The 11,896-nt window shown below is 58.0% G+C and carries 10 protein-coding genes; 7 read left to right on the top strand and 3 right to left on the bottom strand.

All coding sequences use genetic code 11. The features are described from left to right. Window positions 1-23 precede the first annotated feature (23 nt). A complete protein-coding gene (locus Q674_RS23835; RefSeq protein WP_227501169.1) occupies window positions 24-566 on the bottom strand; it encodes a histidine phosphatase family protein in 543 nt (180 codons plus the stop codon). A 303-nt stretch (window positions 567-869) separates the two neighbouring features. Between Q674_RS23835 and Q674_RS23830 the strand changes: the two genes are divergently transcribed. The 6 genes from Q674_RS23830 to Q674_RS23805 all read left to right on the top strand — a co-directional run bounded on the left by Q674_RS23830 (window position 870) and on the right by Q674_RS23805 (window position 7,733). Continuing rightward, window positions 870-1,322, top strand: a complete 453-nt coding sequence (locus Q674_RS23830; protein ID WP_011785656.1) for a YaiI/YqxD family protein — start codon at window positions 870-872, stop codon at window positions 1,320-1,322. A 79-nt stretch (window positions 1,323-1,401) separates the two neighbouring features. Beyond that, on the top strand, window positions 1,402-3,189 hold the full coding sequence (locus Q674_RS23825) for an ABC transporter ATP-binding protein (RefSeq protein WP_014420815.1): 1,788 nt from the start codon (window positions 1,402-1,404) through the stop codon (window positions 3,187-3,189). Window positions 3,190-3,272: 83 nt separating this feature from the next. After that, window positions 3,273-4,046, top strand: coding sequence for an ABC transporter ATP-binding protein (locus tag Q674_RS23820; protein ID WP_023007961.1), 774 nt, complete (start codon window positions 3,273-3,275; stop codon window positions 4,044-4,046). Beyond that, the gene (locus Q674_RS23815) at window positions 4,036-4,965 is read left to right on the top strand and encodes an ABC transporter substrate-binding protein (protein ID WP_023007960.1); all 930 of its coding nucleotides are present in this window, start codon (window positions 4,036-4,038) and stop codon (window positions 4,963-4,965) included. The genes Q674_RS23820 and Q674_RS23815 overlap by 11 nt, the downstream gene beginning before the upstream one ends. After that, a complete protein-coding gene (gene fhuB, locus Q674_RS23810) occupies window positions 4,952-6,985 on the top strand; it encodes a Fe(3+)-hydroxamate ABC transporter permease FhuB (RefSeq protein WP_023007959.1) in 2,034 nt (677 codons plus the stop codon). The genes Q674_RS23815 and fhuB overlap by 14 nt, the downstream gene beginning before the upstream one ends. Further along, entirely contained in the window at window positions 6,972-7,733 is a 762-nt protein-coding gene (locus Q674_RS23805; RefSeq protein ID WP_023007958.1) for a (2Fe-2S)-binding protein, read from the top strand. The genes fhuB and Q674_RS23805 overlap by 14 nt, the downstream gene beginning before the upstream one ends. Before the next feature lie 178 nt (window positions 7,734-7,911). Here Q674_RS23805 and Q674_RS23800 read toward each other — a convergent pair whose 3' ends face one another. Beyond that, window positions 7,912-10,089, bottom strand: a complete 2,178-nt coding sequence (locus Q674_RS23800) for a TonB-dependent siderophore receptor (RefSeq protein ID WP_023007956.1) — start codon at window positions 10,087-10,089, stop codon at window positions 7,912-7,914. A 213-nt stretch (window positions 10,090-10,302) separates the two neighbouring features. Here Q674_RS23800 and Q674_RS23795 point away from each other — a divergent pair, with 213 nt between their 5' ends. Then, complete coding sequence (locus Q674_RS23795; protein WP_023007955.1) at window positions 10,303-11,430, top strand: PQQ-dependent sugar dehydrogenase; 1,128 nt, start codon at window positions 10,303-10,305, stop codon at window positions 11,428-11,430. Window positions 11,431-11,433: 3 nt separating this feature from the next. On the opposite strand, the gene Q674_RS23790 is transcribed toward Q674_RS23795, so the two are convergent. Continuing rightward, complete coding sequence (locus Q674_RS23790; protein WP_023007954.1) at window positions 11,434-11,847, bottom strand: GFA family protein; 414 nt, start codon at window positions 11,845-11,847, stop codon at window positions 11,434-11,436. Window positions 11,848-11,896: the final 49 nt, after the last annotated feature.

Raw genomic sequence — 11,896 nt, 5'->3', positions numbered from 1 at the left:
TGAATGAGCACAGGATTATACCACTATTGCCCCGACGCCACCCTCGCCAGAATGTCCGGGTTCTCCGACAACGGCAACGCCAGAATCACCCCTTCATTCGAAGCCGGAAAAATGCCCGTCAACGCCGTCAAATTCACCTGGTGTGAGACCATCACCACCGGCATGCCGGGCCCAAGGGCATTCACCAAGTTGATGGTTTCACGGGTCTGTTGCGGGCCATCGCCCCGGTTGCGAAAAAATGAATTCAGAGCCGGCCACTCAGTCACTGGCCCCACATTCATTTCCTGGGCGGTCTCAAGACATCGACACCACTGGCTGGAAAACACCCTCGCCTCATCAATTCCATGTTCTGCCAGAAACGCTTTCCACGCCCGGGCCTGCTCACGCCCCGTGTCGTTCAGGTTCCTCTGGGTACTGCAATCTCCGAGCACAAACCCGACTGGATCACCGGTGCCTGGAGCCAGGGCATGACGCAGCATCAAAACGGCTCTCCCCTCTCTAAGGGCAGCCCAGGCGTCCTTTTCTGAGGCGTGGGTTTGAGAAAACCCTAAAGCGCCGATGGCCATCAAACAAAACACAAACGCTTTCATAATGATTCCTCAAAGACTCCGTCAGCGCGCATATCGCGGCGGTATCACCAGTGCCAGATCTGTGTCATTGGGGGCTACTTTCCAAAAATTTCGAAGGCCATGGATGGCCTGAGAGAAGCGCACATGGATGTGCTCGTAGCGGTTTTTGGAAAGTAGCCCCCAATGACACAGGCACCCAATGTCTTACCGCCTAATAGCCAATACGCGGAACCAAACTAACAGGCTCACCCCATGAAAGGTTAAACTGACCACCAGCCAAACCAACGAAGGAAAACCGAAATGCCAATCTGGGTCGACGCCGATGCCTGCCCCGTTCCCATCCGGGAAATCCTCTGCCGTGCCGCTACCCGCTGGCAAATCCAGACCACCTTCATCGCCAACCACGCCATCAGCCTGCCACCAAGCCCACACATCAGCCGCCGGCAAGTCCCCCACGGTTTCGACGTTGCAGACAACGAAATCATGGACCAGATGAGCAAAGGCGATCTGGTGATTACCCAGGACATTCCTCTGGCCGCCGAAGCCATCGAAAAAGGCGCAGACGTCTTCAACCCACGGGGGCAGGCCTTCACCAAGGAAAATATCCGCCAGCGCCTTGCCATGCGTAACTTCATGGAAGAAATGCGTAACGCCGGCCAGGTAACCGGCGGGCCGGCCCCATTCAGCCAGGGAGATCGAAAAGAGTTTGCCGACCAACTGGACCGATGGCTGCAAAGAAACGCACGCAAGTGAAAATGATTCTGTTTTAATAAACAGAAGAATCCGCTACCCTTCCCGCCTCTGACAACCAGACAGCAGAAGGAAGCGGAACATGACCACACGCGCCCAGCACACCAGCAGCTTTGCCGCTCTCGGCCGCCTGCTTCGATACGCGCGTGGTTACCGGCGCCAGATCATCGCCGCCACCACCTGCTCCATCATCAACAAGCTCTTCGACATTGCCCCGGAAATACTGATCGGCGTCGCCATCGATGTGGTGGTGAACCAGGAAGAGAGCTTCGTTGCCGGCCTGGGCTTTGAGACTGCGCGGGAACAGATCACCATCCTGGCGGTGCTCACCTTCTTCATCTGGGCTGGCGAGTCGCTGTTTGAGTACCTGTTTCAGATTCTCTGGCGCAACCTGGCTCAGCGACTGCAGTCCGATCTCCGACAAGATGCCTACGAACACGCCCAGCGTTTGGACATGAGCTTCTTTGAGGCCAACAGCTCCGGACAATTGGTAGCCACCATGAACGACGATGTAAACCAGCTGGAGCGTTTCCTGGATGGCGGCGCCAATGCCATGATTCAGGTAGCGGTTACTGTAGTGGCTGTGGGTGCCGTATTCTTTGTGCTGTCGCCACTGATTGCCCTGTTGGCGTTCACACCGATTCCCCTGATCATCTGGGGTGCCTTCTATTTCCAGCGCAAAGCCGGTCCGCTGTACGCAGACGTAAGGGAGAAAGTAGGCGACCTGTCCAGCCGCCTGGCCAACAATCTGGGTGGCATCGCCACAATCAAGAGCTTCACCGCCGAACAGCGGGAAGCCAAACGCCTGAAGGACGCGAGCGAAGCTTATGTTGATGCTAACCGCCGCGCCATTCGTATCAGCTCCGCATTCATTCCGGTCATTCGAATGGCCATTCTGGCCGGCTTCCTGGCCACCTTTACCGTTGGCGGCATGATGGCGCTGGAAGGCAGCCTGAACGTGGGCGCTTACGGGGTGCTGGTGTTCCTCACTCAGCGACTGCTCTGGCCCCTGACCGGGCTGGCGGAAGTGATTGATCTGTTTGAACGGGCCATGGCCAGTACCCGACGGATTCTCGATCTGCTCGCCGAACCGGTAAACGTCCGGGATGAAGCCGGCAAGTCCCTGGAACAACCCGTTCGCGGAAAGGTTTCATTCAACCAGGTGAGCTTCCGTTACGCTGGCAGTGGCGCGGGTATACAGGACATTACCCTGAACGTTCCGGCAGGCAATACTCTGGCATTGGTGGGCGCAACCGGCTCCGGCAAGTCCACGCTGATCAAACTGTTATTGCGATTCTATGACCCCGCCCATGGTGATATCCGCATTGACGGCCAGCCCATCCGAGAGGTCAGTCTGAAGTCCCTGCGCGATGCCATTGGACTGGTCAGCCAGGATGTCTATCTGTTTGAAGGCAGCATCCGTGACAACCTCGCCTACGGCAAACCGGAAGCAAGCGAAGAAGAGATCATGGAGGCCGCTCGGACTGCCGAGGCCTGGTCCTTCATTGAGGGACTACCGCAAGGTCTGGACACCCCCGTCGGTGAGCGGGGCATTCGCCTCTCGGGCGGCCAGCGTCAAAGACTGTCCCTGGCCCGGGCGCTGCTGAAGAATCCACCCATTCTGGTTCTGGACGAAGCAACCAGCGCCGTGGATAACGAAACCGAAGCCGCCATTCAGCGCTCACTCAAGCGCATTGGCCATAACCGCACCGTCATTATGATTGCCCACCGGCTTTCCACCATTGTGGATGCGGACACCATTGCCGTGGTCGAGAATGGCCGGATTGTTGAGGAAGGCGATCACGACAGCCTGATACGCAATAACGGAGCCTACGCCGCGCAGTGGCGCGTGCAAACAGGTCAGGCGTGAGAAGGTAATTCTGCTCACCACTTATTATTGATAGGTATTCGCATTTAGATTATCCTGCCAGCCACAGAAACAGGGGAATCTGAATGTCCGCGTTTTTTGATGTCCGCGATCTCGCCGTTCACATTGGTAGCACGGCTATCCTTCATAACATTAACCTGGCCTTTAACGAAGGCCAGGTGACCGCCCTGCTTGGCCACAACGGCTCGGGGAAATCCACTTTGTTAAAGACACTGGCCAGGCAGATTCCAGCCAGTGCCGGTGATGTCACGCTTGAGGGTAAAGCTTCAAAAAGTCTGGGCGCCCGCGCTTTCGCCAGGATTGTCGGCTACCTGCCCCAGCACCCGCCGGGCACCGATGGCCTGACGGTCCGGGAGCTGATCGCGCTGGGCCGCTACCCCTGGCGAGGTCCTCTTGGCCGCTACAGCGATGCGGATTATGCGCTGATTGATCAGGCTATCGCAGACACCGACCTCAAACCTTTTGAACACCGCTCTGTCGACACTCTCTCTGGTGGCGAGCGCCAACGCGCCTGGATTGCCATGTTGCTGGCACAGCAAACACGCTGCCTGCTGCTGGACGAACCCATCTCCGCCCTGGATGTAAAGCATCAGGTAGAAACGTTGCGCCTTGTTCAGCGCCTTGCCCGCCAGCGCGAATTGACCGTGATTGTGGTACTGCATGATGTCGATCTGGCCTCCCGCTTCTGCGACCGGTTGGTGGCCCTGAAAGCGGGCCAGGTGGTGGCCGATGGCACTCCGGCAGAGATCATGGACAGCCAGATTCTTGAGTCCATCTACAGCGTTCCCATGGGGGTGATGGAGCGGGCGCCGGGACAATGGGTTTCCTATGTCCATTAACACGAAAGCCATGATGCTCGGCGCGCTGCTCTTTCTGCTGCCGATCGCAGGAACCGCCCAGACCTGGCACCACGAAGGCGGCACACTAACCCTTGAAGAGCCCCCTGAACGCATTATCGCGCTGAACTGGGCCGCCACCGAGACGCTGCTATTACTGGGTATCACCCCCGTTGGCGTGGCAGACAAAGCCGGCTATCACACCTGGGTTCAGGAGCCGGAACTGCCTGACAGCGTCGCCAATGTCGGCACCAGGGTCGCGCCCAGTCTGGAGGCAATCGCAGAACTGAAACCCGACCTGATCGTTACCAGCACCGAAATGGCTCCCGCGGCCGAACTGTTGGAGCGGATTGCGCCAACCTACGTCATCAGCGTGTATAAAAAAGACGCCCGTCCATTCGACAGGGCCCGGGAAATGCTGATAACCCTGGGCGAAATCACCCACCGGATCGACCGGGCCAAATGGGTACTGGCCGATATCGAACAGACCTTGCGTCAACAGAGGGAGCGCCTGGAGCGGGCTGGCATTACCGAGAAGCCGGTTGCCCTGGTGAACTTTTTGGATGACCGCCATGTCCGCATCTATGCCCCCAACGGTCTGTTCCAGACTGCCCTGGATAACCTTGGGCTTACCAATGCCTGGTCAGATCCAGGCAACTACTGGGGGTTTTCAGCCATAGGCCTTGAATCTGTGGCAGATGCACGAAACAGCCGCATCGTGGTGATAGAGCCACTGGTTCCGGGCCTGGCTGACAGTCTGGCTAACAGTCCCTTCTGGACCTACCTGCCACCGGTACAGAACGGCGAGATCTACCGGATTCCCGCTGCCTGGCCTTTTGGTGGGGTTTATCCGGTGAAGCGCCTGGCCATTGCCCTGACCAACGCTCTGATTGAAGGGGGCAGTGACAATGTCCGCCGCTGAATCCGCTCTGCACACCGCCAGTCGCCCGGAGATTCCAGCCAGGCTCCCGATTGCGGTCGCGTTACTCTGGCTTACCGCATTCAGCGCCAGTGCCTTACCCTGGTTCGACCAACTGCACTTTTCACAGCTTCTCGCCGCATTCTGGACCTTTGATGGCAATCAGTACGCCTCCGTTCTGGCCCACTTCAGCTGGGCACCGAGGGTCTCCATCGCGATACTGATTGGCTGCGCACTGGGATTGGCAGGCGCTGTTACCCAACAGGTACTTGGCAACCCATTGGCCTCACCCACTACCCTGGGGGTCGAAGCCGGAGGACAGTTCGGTGTTACCTTTGCCACCCTGTTTGCACCAGGTTTGCTGGCTTTCAGCCCTGATCTTGCCGCAGTAGCCGGTGGCTTGCTCGCCATCGGCCTGGTAATAGTGCTCACATGGCGGCTTGGCTTCTCACCTGTGACCGTGATTCTGGCCGGGCTGGTGGTTACCTTTTTTCTCGGCGCCATCAACATGGCCTTCCTGCTTCTGAAAGGTGAGTGGCTCGGTAATCTGTTTATCTGGGGCGCGGGATCTCTGGTACAGAACAACTGGACCCCATTCTTTGATCTGCTTCCCCGGGTGCTGGTTATTGCCGCGCTCATGCTGGCCCTGATGCGCCCGCTACAGCTGCTTCAGCTTGGTCAGGCCTCAGCAGATTCGCTGGGAGCAAAGGTGTCGTTACTTCGCGCCGCTGCACTTTTCCTGGTGGTGCTTATGAGCTCCGTGGTGGTGAGCCGGGTTGGTCTTGTCGCATTTGTTGGCCTGGCAGCACCAGTATTGGCAAGACTGCTGGGCGCCAGAACACTGACCGAACGGCTGTTCTGGAGCACACTGGCTGGTGGCGGCCTGCTGTTACTGGCGGATACTCTGGCCCAATGGGCGACTGCCTGGGATGGCGGCTCGCTGGTGCCGACCGGTACCACCACCGCTCTCATTGGCGGCCCGGTTATCCTTCTGGCGCTTCAGGGGTTCCGAAACACTCACCATATGCCTGACCAGGGCAACGGACCTGCGGGCTTTCTGCCGCGCCGCCGAAGCCCGCTGTTGGTTGCCGGAACTCTGTGCTCTCTGTTAGCCCTGACGATCATTCTTTCCATGAGTTGGTCTCCGGGTCTTGAAGGTTGGAACTGGACCCCGTTGGCGCAGTGGACAGACGCCTGGGTATGGCGAGGCCCAAGATTGATGGCTGCTATCCTTGCGGGCATGGCTCTGGGTATGGCCGGCACCCTGATTCAGCGGATGACCGGCAACCCCATGGGCAGCCCGGAGCTGCTGGGCATCAGCGGCGGTGCAGCGTTGGTGATGGTGGTTATGGTCCTGACAGGGCTTGAGATTGGCCGGCTTGGCCAACTGGCGGCGGCCACGGCGGGTGCCGCCGGCGCTCTGGGCCTGTTACTGTTGCTGGCCCGCAAGCACCAGTTTGCGGGCAACCAGCTGTTGCTTGGCGGCCTGGCACTGTACGTTTTCATGGATGCCGGCCTGAGACTGGTGATGGCCTCTGGCGGCACCGTTGCAGCACGCCTGCTGAACTGGATGTACGGCTCCACCTGGCTGATCTCGGAATCCGAAGCCATCGGTTTACTGGCACTGGTGGTAGGCCTTTCGACCTTGCTCTTGCTTGCCCTGCGACCGCTCACACTGCTGCCTCTGGGCGAAACATCCGCCTCTGCCCTGGGACTGCGGGTGCCACGGGCGCGACTTCTTCTACTGGTGCTGGCTGCCGTGCTGACCGCGGCGTCGACTGTAGTGATCGGGCCATTAAGCTTCGTCGGGTTGATCGCCCCGCACCTGGCCCGGGTACTGGGACAACAGACCGTGGGCCGGCAAATGCTGGTCGCAGCCCTGGCAGGGGGCCTACTGCTTTCACTGGCCGACTACCTGGCCCGGGTTCTGGTGTATCCCAATCAGCTACCCGCGGGGCTGCTGGCCGCCCTGGTCGGCGGCTTGTACTTCCTGTGGGGGCTAAGCCGTCATGGTCGCGGCTGAGACAGCAACGCAATGGCTGACGGATTACCACAATCTGTTGGCCCGCCACGGCCTTGACGCTACCACTCTGATGGACAGCGCACTGACACCCGCCAACCGCGAACAACCCGCGTTGTTCTCCCTGGCCCAGCTACTGGCAAATCCAGACCTTCTGCAACAACAGGTCCTCAAGGACTATCAGGATGCCGATCATCCGCGACTCCGCAAGGCGCGGCTTTCTGTCCTGCACCAGAGCCTGGCACTTCAGATTATCGGACCATTGGTGATCCGGCTGTTCAGGGATGGCAGCAGTGCTGCACTCGATCCCCGGCGGGTTTTCCTGTGCCCGACAACATCAACACCAGCGGACCCGTCTCGCTGGCAATATGCGGCCAGTGAACAGGAGATCCTGGAGCCTGAGGCGTTCATAAGAATTCTCAGTGAACAGATGCAAGACTGGTACGGTGTGTTCCGGCAGCATTTCGGGGTTAGTCCAGGGGCCTACTGGAGCAGTGTCGGGCTGGCGTTGGGTGCGCCCTATTCGGTGGTGTGGAACCGGGTTAATCCGGCAGAGTTGTGTAAACAGGCCGGTAGCTGGCTGGCGCAGTTCAAATGCGAGGCCAACCGATACATTGACTGGATTCCGGCAGAATTCAGCCAACAGTGGTGTGCCATCCCTCAGCGCAAAGGGTGCTGCCTCAAATATTTACTGCCAGGAGGTGGCTATTGCGGGACGTGTGGGATCTATCGGAAAGAGCGAATCAGCTAGCTCCAACCATCGAAGCCAGTATCACTCCCAACGCGATCAATCCTATGACGGCACCTGAACCTGCCGCCAACTTCAATCCATCCAGTATTTCCTGTTCCGGATTCATGCTCGCTCTCCTTGAGGCTTGATCGACAAAATCCGGGGCAGCCAGCGCAGCGCCGACTGCCCCACCCTGTGATTAATACACCCAGGAAACGGTCAGGCTGGCATTGGCCGGCTCACCGTAGAAACCTTGGGCCGAGGCACCAAATTTCTTCAGGCTCTCGATGTACTTCTCGTCGGTAACGTTGTTTACGTTCAGGGTTGCATTCCAGTGTCGGGCGAAATCATAGCTTGCCATCAGATCCAGCACCGCATAGCTGTCCTGCTCTGTGACGATGGTCTCACCAGCATTCGGGCCGGTGGTAGCAACACCCTGTTCCTGGGTGATCTCAGACTGCCAGCGTACCTTGCCACCAAGCTTGAACCCTTCGACCCCAGGCACCTTCCAGGTAGCGCGCAACTGGGCTAGATGCTCCGGCACGAAGGACTTGGCCCCTTTACCATCCTTGTCCTCAATATCCACATAGGTATAACCGGCGAAGAGCTGGATTCGGTCGGTGAGATCACCCACTATTTCGGCCTCCACACCCTGGCTGGTCAACCCATCCACAGCGGTGTAGTAAGAATCATTGGTTCCGGAGAACACTCCTTCTGCCTCGGCTACGTTCTTCTGCTCAGTCTGGAACAAAGCAATAGTGGTGTTCACACGGTCGTTCTGAAACTCACTTTTCAGGCCCAGCTCATAGTTGACCCCGTCAATCGGATCCAGTCGATCGCGATTGATGTCCACCTCAGTCTGGGGAGTGAAAATCTCGGTATAGCTGGCGTAGACCGAATGATCGTCATTGATGTCGTAGATCAGACCTGCATAGGGTGTTTTCACGGCATCGTAGCTGCTTTCCTTGGTCGCTCCGTAGCTTTCGCCCTTGTTATCCAGCCAGGTCAGACGGAGCCCTGTAATGGCGGTGAGTTGATCGGTCAGCGACCAACGAGCGGCAGCATAGGTGGACGTTTCGCGGTCGGTCCAGTCAGAGCCGCCAACTCCATTATCAAAAGCAGGCTTGGGGTAGTTCCCATCCCACTCATTGAGCGGTGGCAAGGGATTCCCGATGCCGCGGCCATAGCGAGACTCATCCACCGTCTCTGAACGAGACCAGGATGCCCCCAAAACCAGCTCATGGGTTCGATCAGCCAGTTGGAACGGGCCGGTAGCGTATGCATCCACGACCCACTGCTCTACATCCAGGTCGTACTGACTGGGGTAGGCTTTAAGTCCCTCACCCGTTTGGCGATCCGGAGTACCATACTGATAAAAGAGTTCGGACTCACTTTCATTCTCCAGCCGGAACACCGTGCCCGTGGCTCTCCAGCCACCAGCAAGCTCCTGACGCAATTCAACAAAGCTGTTGTGCTGGGTGTTGTCCCAGTAGGACCAGTCTGAAGCCGTGCTGGTTGAACGCGCAAAATCCGTCGCTGAGCCATCGGAGTAGAACAAAGGCAGCGCACCCCACAACGGACTGTCTGTATCAGACGTCTGAATGGCGTGGCCAAGAGTTAGCAACGTGGTATCGGTCAGGTCTGCTTCCAGCACCCCGTAGAACATCTGCTTTTCGTTGTTATACCGGTCAAGGTAGGAGCCTTTGTCCTCATAACCGGCAACCACCCGGCCGCGCACCGCACCGGATTCAGACACGGCACCGGAAACATCACCGACAATCCGTTTTTTGTCCCAGGAACCACCAGTCACCGCAACCGAGGCATTGGTGTCAGCGGTTGGGCGCTTGCGGATAAAGTTGACTGTGGCGGCCGGGCTGCCGGAACCGGTCATCAAACCGTTGGCGCCCCGAACCACCTCCACGCGATCAAAGAAGGCTGTGTCCAGCTCACCCTGAACGTTGTCATATACCGCCGGCATGCCAACACCGTCGTACTGGAAGTTGTTGATATCGAAACCACGTGAGGTGTAGTACGTGCGGTCTGTTTCCACCGACTCTACGGTGACACCGGTGGTGCCTTCCAGAACATCGTTGATGTCGTTCTGGGCGAAATCGTCCATCTGTTCGCGGGTAATGACCGTGACGGCCTGGGGGACCTCCCGGTGTGACAGCTCCATCTTCATGGAGGTTGTGCTGGCACCGCTAATGTAACTCTCCGTCGCTTCCGAGGCCATCTGGCCACGGCTTGCGGTAACATCCAGGGCTTCCAATGCCTTCGGTTCGCTGCCCTGCGCTGCTGCCAGTCCTGGCAGAGTCGCACACATCATGGCAGTGATCAGGGTTTTTCTTCTAAATCGGGGCTCCGGATTCAGAGACATCTAACGGCTCCTTGGTTGATTAAGACCATGTCATTTTTAAACCCCACTATGTTAATGCGAATGGTTTAGATTTGAAACACCAAATGCAAATGATCTGGAATTATCACGAAACTCTATATCACCAGAGGCTCGCATCGGCCGCAATACCACGACCTGCTATGGTTATTGCAGGTGCTGAAGATCTCTAAAAACAGCAGAGAGGCGGAGACGGATATGTTCAAGCGCAAATTCTGGAAGTGGAGCCTGGCCAGCTTACTGGTCTCGGCAGCCCTGGCCACACAGGCAAACCAGACCTTTCAATCCGAAAAGGCAGACTTTCATCTGGAAACCGTAGCCGCGGGGCTGGAACACCCCTGGGCCATCGCTTTTCTGCCCGACGGGTCTGCACTGATTACTGAAAGGGAGGGCCGTTTGCGAATTCTGGAAAATGGGCAACTTCGCAGTGAACCAGTCAAAGGCCTGCCGGAGCTAGTCGTTTCGGGCCAGGGTGGTCTGCTGGATGTACTGCTGCATCCGGATTTCGAGGCTAACCGGCTGTTGTTCCTTAGCTACGCCCATCGTAATCGCGAGGGCATGACCACCCGGGTTGCCCGGGCAACTCTGGCTGACAACACTTTGCAAGATGTCGAGGTGATCTTCGAGGCTCTTCCCCGCTCAAACACCAGCCGGCACTTCGCAGGCCGGATGCAGTTTGATCGCGACGGCAATCTATTCATCTCAGTCGGTGACCGGGGTGAAATGGATCGTGCCCAGGATACCGCAGACGATGCCGGTGGCGTTCACAGAATCACCATCAGCGGTGAGCCGGCAGAGGACAACCCCTTTGCCGATCGAAGCGGCTTCAAAGCGTCTTTCTTCACCTATGGCAACCGCAACATTCAGGGTATGACCCGGCACCCACAAACCGGTGAGATCTGGAGCCATGAACATGGCCCCCGGGGTGGCGATGAGGTCAACATCCTTCGCGCGGGTAATAACTATGGCTGGCCCAAGGTCACCTACGGCATTGACTACTCAGGCCTGCCGATTTCCAGTCGTACCACGATGGAAGGCATCACAGAACCACTGCATTACTGGGACCCGTCCATTGCGCCCTCTGGCATGGCGTTCTATACCGGAGAGCTGTTCCCGCAGTGGCAGGGCGATCTGTTTGTCGGCGCCCTGAAGCTTCAGAAACTGGTACGGTTGTCCCTGGACGGAGAACAAGTAACCGAAGAGGAAGACCTGCTCACCGACCTGGGTGAACGTATCCGCGATGTGCGTATGGGGCCAGACGGCGCACTCTGGCTGCTGACCGACTCCGATAACGGCAAGGTATACCGGATAGTGCCGGCGGATTGAGGCTCAGTGCGGATCGTTGGTTCTTTCGGTTTTTTCGAACTGCGGAAGGTTGTCGGTGATCTCGAACCAGTCGGATTTCGACCCCACATAAACGTGCTGGGCCGCCTGTTTTCCCAGCGGCTCATTGATCACACCAATGCGCAGCCGGAGAATGCCCGGAATAGCGTCGACCCTGCTGTAAAGAGGGCTTCCGCAACGGCTACAGAAGGCCCGGTACTTACCGGGCCTGGATTCAAATTCGGTGATCCGGTCTTCACCGGCCGTAAACCGGAACCGGACAGCCTGAACCGGCGCACTGGCCGAAAAGGCACTGCCATGATTGCGACGGCACTGGCTGCAATGGCACAGTGCTATGGGCCCAATCGGGCCGTCGTATTCAAACTGGATATCACCACAAAGACACTGGCCGGTATACATAACACTCCTGGCTCCGCGAAGGCTCACTGATCGCGCAGATGATACCGGC

The sequence above is a fragment of the Marinobacter sp. EVN1 genome (genome assembly GCF_000475375.1).
Classification (GTDB): domain Bacteria; phylum Pseudomonadota; class Gammaproteobacteria; order Pseudomonadales; family Oleiphilaceae; genus Marinobacter; species Marinobacter nauticus.
The sequence above is the reverse complement of the archived record's forward strand: the minus strand, read 5'-3'. Positions and strand labels throughout refer to the sequence as shown.

Coding starts and splice junctions, on each gene's coding strand:
- Q674_RS23795 (WP_023007955.1), top strand. CDS start 10,303: ATGTTCAAGCGCAAATTCTGGAAGTGGAGCCTGGCCAGCTTACTGGTC.
- Q674_RS23825 (WP_014420815.1), top strand. CDS start 1,402: ATGACCACACGCGCCCAGCACACCAGCAGCTTTGCCGCTCTCGGCCGC.
- Q674_RS23805 (WP_023007958.1), top strand. CDS start 6,972: ATGGTCGCGGCTGAGACAGCAACGCAATGGCTGACGGATTACCACAAT.
- Q674_RS23790 (WP_023007954.1), bottom strand. CDS start 11,847: ATGTATACCGGCCAGTGTCTTTGTGGTGATATCCAGTTTGAATACGAC.
- fhuB (WP_023007959.1), top strand. CDS start 4,952: ATGTCCGCCGCTGAATCCGCTCTGCACACCGCCAGTCGCCCGGAGATT.
- Q674_RS23815 (WP_023007960.1), top strand. CDS start 4,036: ATGTCCATTAACACGAAAGCCATGATGCTCGGCGCGCTGCTCTTTCTG.
- Q674_RS23835 (WP_227501169.1), bottom strand. CDS start 566: ATGGCCATCGGCGCTTTAGGGTTTTCTCAAACCCACGCCTCAGAAAAG.
- Q674_RS23800 (WP_023007956.1), bottom strand. CDS start 10,089: ATGTCTCTGAATCCGGAGCCCCGATTTAGAAGAAAAACCCTGATCACT.
- Q674_RS23830 (WP_011785656.1), top strand. CDS start 870: ATGCCAATCTGGGTCGACGCCGATGCCTGCCCCGTTCCCATCCGGGAA.
- Q674_RS23820 (WP_023007961.1), top strand. CDS start 3,273: ATGTCCGCGTTTTTTGATGTCCGCGATCTCGCCGTTCACATTGGTAGC.